Genomic DNA, 15,381 nt, shown 5'->3' with positions numbered 1-15,381 from the left:
TCGTGTCAATGGCTTTGGTGCGAGGCAAAGGCGCTGTGCGGCGCCAGTGCCGAGGTCAGGTCGGCGATCGCCTCGGCAACGGAACGGGCCTTCTCGGCCTCCCCACGCTGCTGAAAGATGCCTTGCGCCTCACGCAGAAGGGCGACAGCCTCCTGGACATGGCGCGGGTTGCCGGCTTCGGGGTTTTCCAGATCGTCGGGCAGGTTTGCAAGGCAGTTGGCCTTGTTCGCGATGGTGTTGGCATAGGCCTCGGGCATGTCGCGCAGCGTGCGGACCTTCAGCGCCTCGTCATAGGCATCAAGCGCGCGCAAGCAGTTTTCCACCCGGTGCGCGGTCGAGACATACTGCAGCGCATTGCCGAGGTTGTTCTGCAGCATGGCATATTCAACCGGATGGTCGATCAGGGTGACGACGCGCAGCCCCTCTTCGAACGCTTGCACCGCCAAAGCCTCGCGCAGCTTGCCGCTGTCGTCGGTGAAGGGCATCGACATGAAGGCGGTGGCCAGGTTGTTCTGCAGGATCGCGAATTCCTTCGGGTAAGCCGCCTTGTCAAAGGTCCGCAGCGCGCGCTGATAGGCGCTGATTGCGGGCTGGATCGGCATCATGCCCCATCCGGCGAGGGTCTGGCAGATCAGGCCAAGGTTCATCTCGGCTTCCGCGATCTCCGCGTTGGAGCCTTCAGCGGTCAGGGTCGCGATGGCCGTGGTGATTTCCGCGCGGGCGGCCTTCATCGGCTCGGCATCCTTGGCCGGCACCGCCATCAGCGCTGTGGCAAGACGCGCCCGAATGCGCGCCCCGCCCAGCACTTCGCCCGGAGGGACAAGCGTCAGAGCCTTGAGATAAAGGTCAACAGCGGCGTGCAGGTCTGCCGGTTCGCGCGGGGCCTGCTGCAGGCCCATCGCAATCTCCATCAGCATCTGCGCCTTGTCAGCGTCAGATGTGTCGGCGTCTTCGACAGCCATCAGCGCAGCATCGACCTGCTGCTTGGTGCGGCTGGTTGCAGCCATGGTAGACCCTCCCCGCGCGACTCAGGCGTGTCGCGTCTTCTTGTGCAGAAAGAAGATCACTTGCTGCGCGCCTTGTCTACTTTCTTCTTCAATTGAAAATCAACTTTGCATAGTAGGCGGCAGTTCTGCGCAAAGCGCGCCCTGATCGGATACCCAGTTAGCAGGAAGATCAGTCACGCTCAGCCCCAGCAGACCCTGATCCTGAAATACGTCCCGCGCTTGCGCCACGCGGTCCCCCGCAGCATTGCGGAGCTTGAGAAGACAGCCGCCCGCTGTTGCCTGATGCACGGGCAGGATCATCAGAGTGCCGTCGCGGATCAGCACCACCACCGAAGCGATGCCGCGAAAGTAGGTCTCGACCACCACCGCGGGCAGGTAGATCGAGCCATCCCGAACCGAAAGCACCGCGGTCATGCGGCCAGCCAATCATCAATCAGTCCGCGCACCCTTTGCGCTACGCTTTGCGCCGAAGCCTCGACGGACGGGCTGAGGGCAAGGCCAAGGTCAAGCGTCGCCGCTTCGATCAGAAGGACGACCACGGTTGCGGGATAGGTGTCACCGTAGATGCGGCGCCCGGCGTAAAGTGCATGATCCCAGCGGAACTCGTGCAAGCCCGCGCCCTTGGCAGGTGGCGCGGCAAGGACTTCGCCCGGCACCTCGTAGACCGCGCCGGGATTGCCGCCAGGCACCCGCGCATCGACTACCACCAGATGGGTGGCACCGCGTGCGCGATACATTGCTGTCATGCCGTCTGTGCCAACATCAAAGAGCCGCACCTGAGGCGGCAAACACTTGTCGCGCAAGAGGGCAATCACACGTGGCCCGACCCCATCATCGCTGCGGTTGGGATTCCCGCAGCCAAGTACGATAATGTCGGGCTCTGTCAGATCCGCCATAGCCTGCAGGACCATTCCGGCTCGACCGGCAGCATGAGTTCTGGCAGATCGCAGAACCGGGCGTGGACTTTGTAATACATGCAGGTTTCGCAAGGTTGCGGCATGTCTTCGGCCTCGATGGTGTGGTCGGTAAAGCCACCGATCACCAGCTTTGCCACCAGATCATCGCCCGCTTCGACCTGCAGGCGGCGCACAATCGCGTTCACCTCTTCGCTGGTGCCCGCACGCGGCCAGACCTCGGTTTCCAGCCCGCCAGCAAGGCGGGCGGCGATATCCTTGCGCAAGGTTTCCAGGTCCATCTTTTCCCCTAGATGCGCCACAGGCGGCACCACCAGTCAGCCTTGGCCGGAAGATTGAGTTCCGGCAGATCGCACCAGCGCCGGTGCACAAGGAAATACATGCATTCCTGGCAACGCATCTTGTCAGGCCCATACGGCTCCAGCAGCCAGCCCGAAATCACCAGTTTCTCCCGCAAGGCGTTTGCGTCCAGCGGGCGCAGTATGTCGAGGAGCTTTGAGAACTCCCGGTCCGTTTCCGGGAACGGTTCAACTTCGGTGACCAGCCCGTCTGCGAACATGTCCTCGATCATCCGAAGCAGCATGTCATGGCTGGCCTCGGCAGGTGTCACCCCATAGCGCGCGATGTATGCCTGCGACTGGTCGGCCAGGCTTGTCTCCTTGTTCACGGCTTGTCCCTCCCCTTGGATCCACCCTGCAATGGCCGGGCCGACAGGCCCGACCACCGTGCTACGGATCAGGCGGTTCGGAAGCGCGCCAGCTCTTCGCCGGTCTGGCCATCATGCGCATGAACCGTGCAGACAAGGCAACTGTCATAGGACCGGCAGACATGGCCCACTTCGACCGGGTCGTGCTTGTTCTTGATCGGCGTGCCGATCAGCGCCTCTTCGATCGGGCCGCGCTGGCCATCAGCCGACCGGGGGCCGACGTTCCAGGTGGTGGGGGCGATGATCTGGTAGTTGGCGATCTTGCCGTTCTTCACCTCGATCCAGTGACACAGTGCCCCACGGATCGCCTCGGTAGCTCCCCAACCCTTCCCGTCGCGTTCGGTCGGCTTGATGTACCACTCGTCGTTCAGCCGGAACTCGCGCAGGATGCGCTCGGCCTCACGGTACAGGATGCACAGTTCATGCATCCGCGCGAAATGGCGCAGCATGATCGAGGCACCGCCCATCTTGCGGTACATGTCGAGGACAAGGCCATCCGAATGCTGGAAGGCCTGGCCGGTGGTGTTGCCTGCGATCAGTCGGCGGGCCAGCGGCCCGGCCTCAAGCGCGCCGCTTTCCGAATGGCGAACGGCAGTGCCCCAAGAATACTTGCCTGCCGGATCGACCTTGTTCTTGGCGATCGGCTTCGTGGTGCGGTCAAATGGATGGACCGCCGCGCCTTCATCATACCAGGCGTGGGTTGTATCTTCGCGGGTGAAGATATGCTCCATCGGGCCGAAGGTGTCGGTCGCCCCGTCATAGGTGCCCGACTTCATGATCACCGCCGAGGACCGCCCGTCGATGGTAGGCTTGTTGTACTTGTCCTCATGCGGCAGGTAGCCCCAGGTCACGAACTTGCCGTGGCCTTTACCATAGTGCTGCAGGCCGATTTCCTTCGACATGCGCCAAAAAAGGCCGAGGTCGGAATTGGCATGCTTCGGGCTTTCCTCAAGCCAGGCCTCGAATTGCTCCAGCGTCTGGATTTCCTCGTACCGCTCCATCGAGCAGCCGAGCCACAGGGGTTCGATCCAGTTCTGCCGGAAATGCTCCAGGATCGACCAGGCGCGCGTCACATCGGTCAGGGTGGGCGCGCACATCACGCCGCCCGGCACCATGAAGGACGAATGCGGCCATTGCCCGCCAAGAAGAGCGTAGATCTCCACCGGACGGCCAGAGATCGTCACGCCAGCCTCATAGGATGTGCCGGTGAAAGGCGAGTAGCGCTTGACCGCTTCAGCGTAGAAGGGTGAAGCGGCATAGTTTTCGTTGGTGTAGTCGATCATGAAGAGGCCGTAGTGGTGGCGCGGCAGCGATTGCAGCGACTCCACGATCTGGCCAAGGTTCCGCGCGAGGATCGCGTTACGCGGCACCGTGGTGCCCCAGGCCGTGTCCAGCGCCCAGGCGGCGCAGGTCAGGTGTGACGCGCCGCAAATGCCGCAGGCGCGGGGGGTGACGACAAGGCCCGCCTGCGGGTCCTTGTCCTTCAGGATCACCTCGAACCCGCGGAACAGCTCCGCATGGGTCCAGGCATTGGTGACTTTGCCATTCTCGATTTCCACCCGAACGTCCAGATCACCTTCGACCCGGCCAACGGGAGAGATGTCGAGCGTCTCGACGGTTGCTGCAGTTGCTGACATGTGTTTGCTCCCTGTTCGTGGCTCAGACCACGAAGATGTCTTCTTCGGCCCAGGCGGGGGCCATTCCCTTGGCGGCGGCGGTCAGCTTGATGTAGCCAACCTTGTCGACGCCTGTCGGCATGTCCTTGGGCACGCCCATCACCGTCTGCGTCTTGAACACCGTGCCGGGGTTCAGATCGAAGAAGGGGAACTCGGGCTCGGTGCAGCCAAGGCACGGCATGCCGGCGCGGGTCTTGGACGAATGGCGGTTCCACAGGATGCGGTTGCAAGGGCTGTGGGTCATCGGGCCACGGCAGCCGAGGTCGTAGAAGAGGCACCCTTTGCGTTGACCGAAGGCGGTGGTCGAGACCTTGTAGGCAAAGTGCATGTTCCGGGTGCAGCCGGTTTGCGTGAAGGACGAGAAGAACGTTTTCGGGCGATGGAATTCATCCAGCGTCAGGTCGCCCGCACGGCCCGTGGCGACGGCGACGAGGATCTGGGTTACCCAGTCCGGGTGCGCGGGGCAGCCGGGAATGTTGATGACCGGCAGGCCCGATTTCGCCTTGAACCCGGCACCCAGCGAACCGCCCTTGGCGCGCTTCAGGAACTGCATCCCCACGCTTTCCGACGGGTTCGGCGCCATCGCGGGAATGCCGCCATAGGTCGCGCAATCGCCGATGGCGACAACGAAGTCGGCGGCCGCCGAAAGCTCGGCGACCCACTCCTTCATCGGCCGGCCGCAGAAGCGGTTCCACTCGCCGGTGCCGTTCGGGGCGTTGATGACTGTGCCCTCGAAGACGAAGATATCCAGCTTGATCTCGCCCGAGATGCATTTCTGCAGGATCGTCTTGACGTTGTCGCCAAGCTCCAGCCCCAGCGAGGGTTGCCACAGGATGTTGATCCCGAAATCGGTCACCAGATCGCAGGCGCTGGGTTCCTCGGCGTTCAGGAACGACATCGTATTGCCCGAACAGGCGCCGCCTTGCAGCCAGAGTAGATTAGCCATCCGTTCCTCCCGTAGATGACGCCGACTGCCGAAAACGACAGCGGCACGACCAAGGTGATCGGCTTTGAAGCGACCGACCTTACTGACATGCTAGTCGGGGAAGTGAGCCTTGGGAAATCAACTCGGGAGGCTGGATAGAGCTATTGCTGCAACGAAGTGTAAACTGAAAACGACATTGCGAGGGGTTGTGCAAACTTACTTTTCAGCGACGCTAGCAGCGACCGCCGCAGACCGGACAACGCGCCTCGCCGAAATAGCTGTACCAGATGCCGTTGCAGCGGTCACACCAATGGCCCTTGGCGCTGATCGCCACGGGGCCAAGCGTTTTCGACAGGGCAGTCAGGCCAAGGTCGCGGGGCTTCACGGGCGCCTTCGCCAAGCGCGAACCGGGGAACGGCACAACTACTGATCGCTCAGGCTGTTCGGTCATCCCCCACGTCCCCGCTTGATATCGTACCGCTTGATCTTGTTCGCCAATCCGACCCGCGACAGCCCGAGGTCTGTGGCCACCTTGCTTTGGTTCCAATGGCTTCGATCCAAGGCCTGCAGGACAATAGCGCGCTCCAGGCTTTCGACCATGTCCTTCAATGTGCCGCCCGAGGGCACGAACCCACCCGGACCCGCATCATTGATCGGAGTGGAGGAGATCTTCTCAGACAGGTGCCGAAGCGCGATGTAGCCGCCCTGTTCGGCAACCGCCACCATCCGCTGGACCTCGGTTTCCAACTCGCGGACGTTGCCCGGAAATGGGTAGGCTTCCAAATGCTTCAGCGCATCGGTGGTCACCCCCAAGACCCGTCGCCCGACGACACCGGCGTATTTCTCGACAAAGAACCGGGTCAGGACGGGAATATCCTCGGGCCGGACGGCGAGGGCGGGCACGTCCAGCTGGAACCCTCGCAACCGATAGTATAGGTCGCGGCGGAAGGTGCCTTGTTGCACCATCTTTTCAATCGATTTGTTCGAAGCCGCGATGATCCGAACATCGCTGTGCAGCATCGTGTCCGACCCCAGGGGCTTGACCTCGCCCTCTTGTAGGAATCGCAACAGCGCCACTTGAAACTGAGGCGAGATCTCGGACACCTCGTCCAGAAACACCGTGCCCCCATCCGCCGCCCGAAACAGGCCCAGCCGGTCCGAGATTGCCCCGGGAAAGGCCCCCTGCACATGGCCGAAGAGTTCCGAATGCAGCATGTTCTCGGCAATGCCGCCGCAGTTCTGCACCAGCATCGGCGACTTGCGCCGGCCCGAGTTGAAGTGGATCGCGCGCGCCAGAAGTTCCTTGCCGGTGCCGGTGTCGCCCTGGATCAGCACGGGCATATTGGTGCTGGCCGACATCTTCGCCTCGGCCACCAGATCGGCCATCTTCGAGCTGACGAAGACCAGCCGTTCGAACTGCGAATAGCCACCCTGGACTGACCCGTCGGGAGTGGTCTGGAAGATATCCTCATCCAGCGACATTTTCAGCTCGCGGCTGAGGATGCGGTGCCGCCGCGCCAGTTCCGCCTGCTCCAGTGCGCGTTTGGCCATGACACCCAGCTGTGCCGGATCCAACGGCTTGAACAGAAACACGTAGGCGGCCGTCCGGTTGGCAAGCTGGAACCCCTCCGGCGTGCTTGTGGGGTCGAAGACCACGATCCGGGCGCAGGAGGTATGCGCAAGGCGCGAATGGATCAGTGCGCTTTCGTCGATGTGTGCGCTGTCTCCGCAATCATACAAGAACAGGTTTACAAAAACCTCGTCCATCCGCCGGATCGCGGTGCGGTCATCCTCGCAGTAGATCAGCCGATAGCCGTCAGCCTCGCTCAGCGCCGAAGATACGGCAGCAATCACCCCGGGATCCGTCGATTTCAAAAGAATGGTCTGAACAATGCTCAATTGGATCGGGTTCCGTCGGTCAGCGGCTTCAGCCTTCACTGCCTTGCCAATCAGGTTTACACACTGCATGCTTCGCTTTCAAGTCGGTTGCCCAAAAAGCGGTTAGACTGCAATCTCGTTGCCTGCATTGGGTGATCGCTGTCAGTGTACAGTTGGGCAGCTCCAGATCCTGCCGAACGGCAGTTCCGCGCCCCGCTGGACCATTTGCTCAGAGTAGGCACACCTGCCGGCGCGAATGACTACTATTCTGAAATGCTGCAGGTGCGATGCCGCACACACTCGGGTCTGCTCTCCGCCCCTTACGTTGCCGAGAGTGAGAGCCGTGCCGGTTTTCCGTTGACGGGTTGAAGGTTGGGAGAGTGGCTCCCGGCGCCTGTCGCGGGAGATTATCGATGGGTGTTGTGGAAGTTCTGGACCCGATGCAGCCGGCGCGGGCGGGTGGCTGGAAGGTGGATGTGAGCCGGGGGGAGCGGAACGGGCGGGTGTCGTCCGAATGGTTCAATCGGCCAGATGATGAGCGGTATCTGTCGCTCGACGATCTCTGGGCATCGGTGAAGGGTCGGTCGGAGCGCAGCCGCAGCCGTGTGGTGCAGACGGCGGATATCCGGGTCGAGGCGGCGCGCGACAGCGCTGAGCGGCTGCATTTGGTCCTGCCGAAAGCGCATGAGCTGGTTGCGCCCACGCACTGGGCCTTTGGCCAGCTTGCCAGCATCGTCGGCGCGCCTGCCTCCTACCTGCGCCAGTTGTCCGCGCCGCTGGCAGGGATCAACCTGCAATACGGCCTGACCAACCATCGCGCTGAGCAGGTGAAGACTTTCGAGACGGAAGATGGTCGCACGGAACTGCGCGCGGTCACCGGCCCGGACTATGGCCGCATCCACGACCACGAGCTGGTCGAGGCGGTGCAGCGCATCGCGGGCAATGGCACTGGCGACACGCGCTGGAAGGTCCCGGGGGTGCTCGACTGGTCGACCGGGGTCTACAACCCCGATGTCGAGATCAGCCGCGACACGACCACGCTCTACGCCTCGGATCGCGATGTCTTCCTGTTCCTGGTCGATGATCACAACCCGATCGAGGCGGGTCGCCTGCCGGACGGCTCCCCCGATCTCTTCTGTGGTTGCCGCCCGTGATGCAAGAGACTTTTGACCCTGCTGGCATGTGATCGAAGGCGCTCTTCTGTCAGGCCTTTGAGTGCGGCACATTCAGAAGCCGCTGGCCGGTATGGTGATCCGCGGATCAGGTCCGAATCTACTTCCCGAGCTTCAAGCTCGTAGAGATCGTCTGGTTTCCCCGACCCAGATCTATTCGATCGTTGTGCCCATTCAGGTCGTCGCTCTCTCACACCCCCCGTTGTACCGACTAGGTTTACTGCGCCGTGATACTCACATCGCAGCTGCCATTGCCGGATCCCTGTAATCTTCGTTCTTTGTCAACATCGCCCAAAGCTGCCTGGCCATCTTGTTGGCCAGTGCAATCCCGACCAGCATTTTCGGCTTCTTCGCCAGCATTCGGCCGAGCCAGCTCTCCGCAGGACCTTTGTACCGGGCGTGCGCCAAGATGCGCGTCATCGCTCCGATGATCAAAAGTCGACGGATGTCGGTTTGGCCGGCCTTCGAAACCCGTCCAAGGCGCTCCTTTCCCCCCGAGGAATGCTGGCGTGGCACAAGACCAAGCCAAGCTGCGAAGTCTCGGCCGCATCGGAACTGACCCATCTGAGGGGCAAAGGCTTCGACTGCCAACGCCGTCAACGGACCAACACCCGGCATGGTCTGAAGTCTGCGTGCCGTATCGGTTTGATCCGCAAGCGCCTTGAGCCTCTTGGTCTTCGCGGTGATCTTCTCTGTCGTCTCCGCGATCTGCGCCAGCAACTCCTGGCACTCAGTGACGATGAGCGAAGGAAGGTCGCAGTCAGGGTCCTGGACCAGCGCGTCCATCCGCTTCAGATGGGCCAGGCCGATCGGAAACACATGGCCATATTCATACAGCGCCGACCGCAGCGCGTTCACGAGCTCTGTCCGCTGACGGACCAGCCGTTCGCGGTTGCGGAACAGGACAGACTTGGCCTGTTGCTCGGCTGACTTCGGTAAGACAAAGCGCATCTCGGGCTGACGCGCCGCGATCACGATCGCTTCAGCATCGGTCGCGTCATTCTTTTGGCGCTTCACGAATGGCCGGACGTACTGAGGGGCGATCAGCTTGGTTTCATGGCCCATCTTCTCCACCTCCCGGGCCCAGTAGTTGGCGCTGCCGCATGCCTCGAACACAACGATGCAGGCGGGCTGTTGGGCGATGAAAAGCCGGAACTGTTCACGGGTCAGTTTCTTGCGAAACTTCACCTCCCCAGCGATCGATGCACCATGGACCTGAAAAACCCTCTTTGCCAAATCTACCCCGATTATTGTATCCTTCATCTTGCCGCCTTCTCCGCTGTTGTGGCTCTCACATCCACATTCTTGGCACATTGCGATGCCGTCTGGGGAGGGCGGCAACCATCCCATCTACTTCCGGGGTTTCTATTGCTTCTGTATTAAGCCAACCCCATTCAGGGCACTTTCGAAGAAACTCCATCGCCAAGAACATGCTTCTGTCCGTAGTCGGCGCGGTGGCCGCCACATCATGCCTTTCTGTGCTGAACCCGGCGGTCCAATCTGGAAAACACGTGATGGCCGGAAGGACCGGGCTCACGACAGTAGAACCGGACTCGCCTGGCTCGCGTCCCGGCGAAGGGACCTCTTCGACCGTGCCGAATGGCCGGCCGTCAGAGCAGTTTACGTCGCTGGTTGGACATCCCCCGCGCCGAATTCGAATTCAGTTCCGTCGACCCACATCCTGTGCATCAACACGGCAAGCTTGCGCGCCAACGCGACCTTGGCCCGTTTGGCGCCACGCCGCTTTACCAGCCGAAGCGCCCAGGCCTTCAAGGCAGATGGTTTGACACGCAGCGTGATGATCGCATTCGCCGCCTCGTAGAGCACCGTTCGGACCGAGGCATCGCCGGCCTTGGTGATATGGCCGGTCACATCCACCTCGCCGGATTGGTATTTTCGCGGTGTCAGGCCGAAATGCGCACCGATCGCTTTGGAGGATCGGAACCTATGGGGATCATCAACGGCAGCCACGAAAGTCAGCGAGGCGATTGGGCCAACGCCAGGCACCGTCATCAGCCGCTTGCACACTTCGCTTTCCCGGGTCAGACGCAGCACCATGCGATGCAACTCGGCCAATTCGCGGGCGAGAGCAGCGCGGGCCTCCAGCATAGCGCCGATCACCTTCTCAAGCATCGTGTTCCCCGTGATCAGTTCGCGGAGCCGGGCATCAAACCGGGCCCGTCCGATCTGACCGACCTTCAAGCCGAAAGACCGCAGGATTCCGCGCATCCCGATGTCGAGATCGACACGCTTGCGTGTGAGAAGCTTGCGGGCAGTCAGCAGCGCCCGGATTTCCTGCGAGTCGGCGGATTTAGCGTGAACCGATTTGAACCAGCCGAGCCGCAGCATTTGAGCGATCCCCCGTGCGTCATTGCGGTCAGTCTTCACAGCCATGGCCGAGATCGCCGCCTGGACATGTCGCGTTTCGAGCAGGACCACGTCGAACCCCTCGGCTTTCAAACCGTCGTGCAGCCAGCCCGAAAGCGCCCCGGCTTCCAGCCCGATCCGCGCCTTCGTGCATCCTTCAGCCCGCAGGACACGTAAAAGCGCGTCTGGATCGCTCAGTGCTTTCAATTCGCGTATGACCTTGCCGCTCTGATCAACAATGCAGACGGCGCTTTCCTTCAACGAAACGTCGATGCCAACATACTTTTCCATTTCAGTTCCTCCAGTTGCCAGTGCCTCATCATAGGGCGCTACTGGCTTAATACGGCATCTGGAACTCCGAGGTGGGGGCCAAGACCCTCGGCATGGCGAGCTTTTACCTGAGGGCGGTGTGCCAGAACCGGAACCTCTGGGGCGTCGAGGATTTTCAGGAGATCACCATCCGCCATTCGAAATATGCCGCCTCGCGTTTTGCGCAGGAAGCGACCCCTGCGCTGACGCGGTTTGCCAATTCCTCGCCGCAGAGCTTTGTGAACGGCATCAAGGCCGCACGGCAGCAGATCGTCGCGCGCACGGACGAGGACCGGGATGACTTCCTTCGGAAACGCGGCTTCTCGAAGGCCGAGTCCGGCAAGATCATCGAGAAGGTGCTGATGGAAGAGGGCCGCCCGCCGGAGTCGATCTTCGACTTCGTGCAGGGCATCACGCGGCTTGCGCGCGACAAGTCCCAGCAGGACGCCCGCCTCGACATGGAGGGGCGCGCCAAGAAGCTCCTCGACCGGGTCGGCTGAGGCAACGCGCCATCCGCATGACCGCCCAGTCCCGTTGGGCGATCAGCTTTTCATAATTGCGCCGACGGCCCGCCCTTCGACAGGGCAGGGGCGTCGGCGTTTTTATTTTTCGGAGACCCACCGTGACCCCGCAAGAAGAAACCGTAATCCTCGAGGCCCGCGAAATCCTCGGGCGCTATCTGAACCAAAACCCTGTCCTTGGCAGCTGGCAAGCTGTTCGCGATTATTGTGCGCTGACTGTGCGCGGCGAGGTGGAGCGTTTCCATGTTCTTTATCTCGACCGTCGGAACCGCGTTATCTCGGACGAGCAGCTTTCGGTCGGAACTGTGGACCATGTCCCGGTCTATCCCCGCGAGATCATCAAGCGGGCGCTGATGTTGAACGCAAGCGCCCTCATCGTTGTCCATTATGTGGCGCGCCACATAATGGGCGTTTTGTGCCCCGTTTTCTTATGTGCCCCGCCGTCAAGATCAGTAGCTCTTTCAATGGCTTCTGAGCTAAAGCCCGGCACATAACGGCAAACGTCGTGCAACATGACAGCTCCTGCAATTTTCCAGAAGGATGCTTGTCATGTTGGAACGCCATTTCAGGTCGCTCAAGGTGATCGACCGTATCAGAGCCCAGTGGCTTGGGCCGCAGATCGAGCGCTACGTTCAATCGCTTGATGAGTTACATACCGGTACCGCTACTATTCAGCAGAATGTTCGGGCCCTCGGACACTTCAACGAGTTCGTCGTTGGACGTGGTGTTCAACGCCTTGATCAGCTTCCAGATCACGTAGATGCGTTTGTAAGCCACTGGTTTGCTAAACACGGCAAGTGGTGCAAGAGCGCACAGGACCGGGCGGCAATCGCTTCCCAAAGCCGTTTGCCTGTGGAGCGAATGCTTTGCCTAGCTCTGCCTGGTTTCACACGTCCGAGCCATCGTCCCCGCATGCCCTTCTGTGTCAGCGCACCTGGTTTTTTCCCTTTCCTTCTCAACGAGAAAGGACTGCGCCAAGCCACGCTACACAAATACACCTACACCCTGCGCCCGTTCGAGTCATACTTGGCGCAGACGGGCATAACCCTGTCGGCGCTTACCCCGGCGTCCATCACTGATTTCATTAACACCCGCGCGGAGACGTTGCACAAGTCCGGCATGCTCGGCACGACCGGCGCCTTGCGCGTCTTCCTCGCCTATCTGCACCGTGAAGGCATCATTGCGAACGATCTCACACGCAGTCTTCCGCGCGGCCGCGCCTATCGACAAGCATCCATTCCACGTGCCATTTCATGGCCTGATGTCGAGCGCCTGCTGGCCAGCGTCGATTGCCGCTCCGACGTGGGCAAACGCGACTATGCCATTCTGACATTGCTGGCCAGCTACGGATTGCGTGCAAGAGAGATCGCGGCCCTGTGCCTCGATGATATTGATTGGGTGCATGACCAGATCAGCATCCCAATGCGCAAAGGCGGCCATTCGACCCGATATCCGCTGTCAGCGACCGTCGGCGAAGCCATAATCGCCTATTTGCACGTTCGGCGCACGGATATCGCCGATCGCCAAGTCTTCTTGGCCGCAAGATCGCCATATACACCTATGAGGCATACGGGGGTGTCGTGCATGGTTTCTGGCCGCATGCGCAGTATTGGCATTCAGGTTGCACGTGCCGGCTCGCACACATTGCGCCATGCCTGCGTTCAGCACCTTGTAGAAGCCGACCTGCCCTTCAAAGTCATTGGCGATTACGTCGGTCATCGCCACCCCGCATCCACATTGGTCTATGGCAAGGTGGCGGTGCACAAGCTGCGAGAGATGGTCATTGCCCAAGGGGAGGACGTGCTATGACCGCCCCCTGGAACAGCTTTCAAAGCATCCTGGCCCCTCAGATCGAACAATACCTGCGTGCAAAACGCGCCATGGGATGCAAGTTCGCCTGCGAAGATCGCCAACTTCGGCTGCTCGATCGATTTCTCAACAACCGCGGCGTGGAAAGCATTGAGGCGATTGACGCACAGTGCCTGCAGGACTTCTTGGATTCCCGCAACCGAACCAACCCGCGGAGCTACAATAATCTGCTCGGAGATGTTCGACGGTTGTTCGACTGGATCGCCAGCCAACAAATCCTTGGTGCCTCACCGGTAACGATCAAGCCTCAGCCGCAAACAGCGCGACAGCTGCCTTACCTGTTTTCTGACAAGACTATCCGGCTACTGCTGACTTTGGCCGCAGCATTGCCAGATAATTCACGCGCACCACAGCGCGGCATTCTCTACGAGATGATCTTTGCCTTGCTCGCTGGCCTTGGGCTGAGGGTCGGGGAGGTCGCTCGCCTTCAGTGGGGCGATGTGGACCTGACCCGCGAAGTGTTGGAGATCCGCAATACCAAGTTTGGCAAGGATCGACTTGTGCCCTTTGGCCCCAAGTTGGCCGCCAGGCTACGCAGCTACCTGACGCAACGCGAGCAACATGGGTTCGCCTGCTCGGGCACCAATTACCTATTTTCCTGGAATGGCCGTACACCGATCAGCACCAACAGCATCCGGAACACTTTTCGCGATGACCTGTTGCCGCAACTCGCCCTTGTGATCCCGCCTGGAGTTTTCGGTCCCCACGTTCATGGCCTGCGCCATTCATTCGCGGTGCGCACCCTGCTGAACTGGTACCGCCAAGGGATCACGCCGGCAGACCGCCTCCATCATCTGTCCACATTTCTGGGGCACCTCAATCCCAGCAGCACCGCAGTTTATCTGACCATCACTAACGATCTTTTCGATGCCGCCAATCAGCGTTTCGAGGCCTTCGCACCGACGCTGAGCGGTGGAGGCCAAGCATGACACAGCTGAACCTTCCCACCGCCGTTCACCATTACTTTCTGGAGTATCTGCCGCGCCACAAAGGCCTGCAATCCAGCACGATCCGCAGTTATCGAGACAGCCTGCGTCTATTCCTGATCTTCGTTGCGGATGCCAATCGGATCGGGGTCAGTGGCCTCGGGTTCGAGCATTTGGACTACTCTGCTGTGCAGGCATTCCTAAACAACATGGAGGTCAAGCGCGGCAACGCCATCAGTACGCGCAACCAGCGCCTGACGGCCCTGCACGTTTTCTTCGAATATCTCTGCCGGACCGCACCAGAGATGTTGCCGGTCAGCGCCAAGGTTGCAGCCATACCGATGAAGCGCCATCAGCGCCCAGAGATGAAGTTTCTGGCACGTGATGAGGTCGAGGCGCTCTTTGCCTGCATCCCCGCCCAGGATCGTCTTTCGCTGCGCGACCGCGCGCTCCTCATGCTGCTCTACAACACCGGTGCGCGCGTCTCAGAGGTCGCGCAACTGAAGGTGGGCCAACTCGATTTAGCCTCACCGGCGCGGGTCAGGCTGCTCGGCAAAGGGTCAAAGTGGCGAACCTGCCCTCTTTGGAGCCAGACCGCCAAGGCGTTGCAGGACATGCTGGATGAACGCGCCACAGTTCTTTCGCCAGATACCATTGTGTTCGTCGGCGGCACAGGCGGCGGGATGACCCGTTTCGGCATCTACAAGCGTATTCGCCATCACGCCAAACTCTGGGAGGCGGCGGGCGTACAAGCCTCACGCACCCACATCACGCCCCACGTGTTTCGGCACACAACGGCGGTCCATCTCCTCGAGTCAGGGGTGGAGGTTAACGTCATTCGGGGCTGGTTGGGGCATGTCAATCTGGAGACGACCAATCGCTACGCCGAGATAACCATACGCATGAAGGCGGAAGCCCTGAAACTGCTTGAGCCGGTTGCTGGTGGCAAAGCACGAAAATCCGCATGGCGAGATGACGCGGCCATGCTGGCGTGGCTCTCATCCCTGTAGCGATATGACACTGGGCGGCATGATTGGCCGCCCAGTGTCTCGACAATCATCTGTCGCCCAAAACCAGAAACACCTGATGCCAACAAGCATGCACCGTTATG

Annotated in this window: 15 protein-coding genes and 2 pseudogenes; 6 read left to right on the top strand and 11 right to left on the bottom strand. The window is 60.9% G+C overall.

Annotated elements, in window-relative coordinates:
* Positions 1-5: 5 nt before the first annotated feature.
* The 9 genes from VR71_RS07830 to VR71_RS07790 form a co-directional block, all read right to left on the bottom strand.
* Positions 6-1,007 (bottom strand): hypothetical protein, encoded by a 1,002-nt coding sequence (locus tag VR71_RS07830; protein ID WP_045682685.1) that lies wholly within the window; start codon positions 1,005-1,007, stop codon positions 6-8.
* Positions 1,008-1,106: 99 nt separating this feature from the next.
* Positions 1,107-1,421, bottom strand: a complete 315-nt coding sequence (locus VR71_RS07825; RefSeq protein WP_045682683.1) for a hypothetical protein — start codon at positions 1,419-1,421, stop codon at positions 1,107-1,109.
* Positions 1,418-1,903, bottom strand: coding sequence for a hydrogenase maturation protease (locus VR71_RS07820; RefSeq protein WP_045682681.1), 486 nt, complete (start codon positions 1,901-1,903; stop codon positions 1,418-1,420). The genes VR71_RS07825 and VR71_RS07820 overlap by 4 nt, the downstream gene beginning before the upstream one ends.
* Positions 1,891-2,202 carry a hypothetical protein gene (locus VR71_RS07815; RefSeq protein WP_296430078.1) on the bottom strand — a complete coding sequence of 104 codons (312 nt, stop codon included), beginning with the start codon at positions 2,200-2,202 and terminating at the stop codon, positions 1,891-1,893. The genes VR71_RS07820 and VR71_RS07815 overlap by 13 nt, the downstream gene beginning before the upstream one ends.
* Positions 2,203-2,210: 8 nt before the next feature.
* Positions 2,211-2,588 (bottom strand): hypothetical protein, encoded by a 378-nt coding sequence (locus tag VR71_RS07810; protein ID WP_296430076.1) that lies wholly within the window; start codon positions 2,586-2,588, stop codon positions 2,211-2,213.
* Between the two features lie 68 nt (positions 2,589-2,656).
* The gene (locus tag VR71_RS07805) at positions 2,657-4,264 is read right to left on the bottom strand and encodes a nickel-dependent hydrogenase large subunit (protein WP_045682679.1); all 1,608 of its coding nucleotides are present in this window, start codon (positions 4,262-4,264) and stop codon (positions 2,657-2,659) included.
* Positions 4,265-4,286: 22 nt separating this feature from the next.
* Positions 4,287-5,249, bottom strand: a complete 963-nt coding sequence (locus tag VR71_RS07800; protein WP_045682677.1) for a hydrogenase — start codon at positions 5,247-5,249, stop codon at positions 4,287-4,289.
* A gap of 211 nt (positions 5,250-5,460) precedes the next feature.
* A complete protein-coding gene (locus VR71_RS07795; protein WP_296430074.1) occupies positions 5,461-5,613 on the bottom strand; it encodes a hypothetical protein in 153 nt (50 codons plus the stop codon).
* A 62-nt stretch (positions 5,614-5,675) separates the two neighbouring features.
* A complete protein-coding gene (locus VR71_RS07790) occupies positions 5,676-7,127 on the bottom strand; it encodes a sigma-54 dependent transcriptional regulator (RefSeq protein ID WP_296430072.1) in 1,452 nt (483 codons plus the stop codon).
* A gap of 392 nt (positions 7,128-7,519) precedes the next feature.
* On the opposite strand from VR71_RS07790, the pseudogene VR71_RS07785 reads away from it, so the two are divergent.
* Positions 7,520-8,242 (top strand): annotated as a pseudogene (locus tag VR71_RS07785) (DUF932 domain-containing protein); the annotation flags it as partial.
* Positions 8,243-8,512: 270 nt separating this feature from the next.
* Here the strand turns inward: VR71_RS07785 and VR71_RS07780 are convergent.
* On the bottom strand, positions 8,513-9,541 hold the full coding sequence (locus tag VR71_RS07780) for an IS110 family transposase (protein WP_045682673.1): 1,029 nt from the start codon (positions 9,539-9,541) through the stop codon (positions 8,513-8,515).
* Positions 9,542-9,898: 357 nt separating this feature from the next.
* The gene (locus VR71_RS07775) at positions 9,899-10,936 is read right to left on the bottom strand and encodes an IS110 family transposase (RefSeq protein WP_045682671.1); all 1,038 of its coding nucleotides are present in this window, start codon (positions 10,934-10,936) and stop codon (positions 9,899-9,901) included.
* A 59-nt stretch (positions 10,937-10,995) separates the two neighbouring features.
* Between VR71_RS07775 and VR71_RS07770 the strand changes: the two are divergent.
* From VR71_RS07770 to VR71_RS07750, 5 genes and pseudogenes are all read left to right on the top strand, one after another.
* Positions 10,996-11,454 (top strand): annotated as a pseudogene (locus VR71_RS07770) (DUF932 domain-containing protein); the annotation flags it as partial.
* A gap of 122 nt (positions 11,455-11,576) precedes the next feature.
* Complete coding sequence (locus tag VR71_RS24795) at positions 11,577-11,969, top strand: JAB domain-containing protein (RefSeq protein WP_296430070.1); 393 nt, start codon at positions 11,577-11,579, stop codon at positions 11,967-11,969.
* Positions 11,970-12,024: 55 nt separating this feature from the next.
* On the top strand, positions 12,025-13,284 hold the full coding sequence (locus VR71_RS07760) for a tyrosine-type recombinase/integrase (protein WP_045682747.1): 1,260 nt from the start codon (positions 12,025-12,027) through the stop codon (positions 13,282-13,284).
* A complete protein-coding gene (locus VR71_RS07755) occupies positions 13,281-14,273 on the top strand; it encodes a tyrosine-type recombinase/integrase (protein ID WP_045682666.1) in 993 nt (330 codons plus the stop codon). Before VR71_RS07760 ends, VR71_RS07755 begins: the two co-directional genes overlap by 4 nt.
* Complete coding sequence (locus tag VR71_RS07750; protein ID WP_045682664.1) at positions 14,270-15,280, top strand: tyrosine-type recombinase/integrase; 1,011 nt, start codon at positions 14,270-14,272, stop codon at positions 15,278-15,280. The genes VR71_RS07755 and VR71_RS07750 overlap by 4 nt, the downstream gene beginning before the upstream one ends.
* Positions 15,281-15,381 lie beyond the last annotated feature (101 nt).

This window comes from Roseovarius sp. BRH_c41 (genome assembly GCF_000961715.1).
Lineage (GTDB): Bacteria > Pseudomonadota > Alphaproteobacteria > Rhodobacterales > Rhodobacteraceae > Roseovarius.
Note: the sequence above shows the minus strand (reverse complement) of the source record. Positions and strands in the feature narration are given on the sequence as shown.

Excerpts from the sequence above, each read along its gene's own strand:
- VR71_RS07825 (WP_045682683.1), bottom strand. The coding sequence starts at position 1,421 with ATGACCGCGGTGCTTTCGGTTCGGGATGGCTCGATCTACCTGCCCGCG.
- VR71_RS07815 (WP_296430078.1), bottom strand. The coding sequence starts at position 2,202 with ATGGACCTGGAAACCTTGCGCAAGGATATCGCCGCCCGCCTTGCTGGC.
- VR71_RS07800 (WP_045682677.1), bottom strand. The coding sequence starts at position 5,249 with ATGGCTAATCTACTCTGGCTGCAAGGCGGCGCCTGTTCGGGCAATACG.
- VR71_RS07780 (WP_045682673.1), bottom strand. The coding sequence starts at position 9,541 with ATGAAGGATACAATAATCGGGGTAGATTTGGCAAAGAGGGTTTTTCAG.
- VR71_RS07755 (WP_045682666.1), top strand. The coding sequence starts at position 13,281 with ATGACCGCCCCCTGGAACAGCTTTCAAAGCATCCTGGCCCCTCAGATC.
- VR71_RS07775 (WP_045682671.1), bottom strand. The coding sequence starts at position 10,936 with ATGGAAAAGTATGTTGGCATCGACGTTTCGTTGAAGGAAAGCGCCGTC.
- VR71_RS07750 (WP_045682664.1), top strand. The coding sequence starts at position 14,270 with ATGACACAGCTGAACCTTCCCACCGCCGTTCACCATTACTTTCTGGAG.
- VR71_RS07820 (WP_045682681.1), bottom strand. The coding sequence starts at position 1,903 with ATGGCGGATCTGACAGAGCCCGACATTATCGTACTTGGCTGCGGGAAT.
- VR71_RS07805 (WP_045682679.1), bottom strand. The coding sequence starts at position 4,264 with ATGTCAGCAACTGCAGCAACCGTCGAGACGCTCGACATCTCTCCCGTT.
- VR71_RS07760 (WP_045682747.1), top strand. The coding sequence starts at position 12,025 with ATGTTGGAACGCCATTTCAGGTCGCTCAAGGTGATCGACCGTATCAGA.
- VR71_RS07830 (WP_045682685.1), bottom strand. The coding sequence starts at position 1,007 with ATGGCTGCAACCAGCCGCACCAAGCAGCAGGTCGATGCTGCGCTGATG.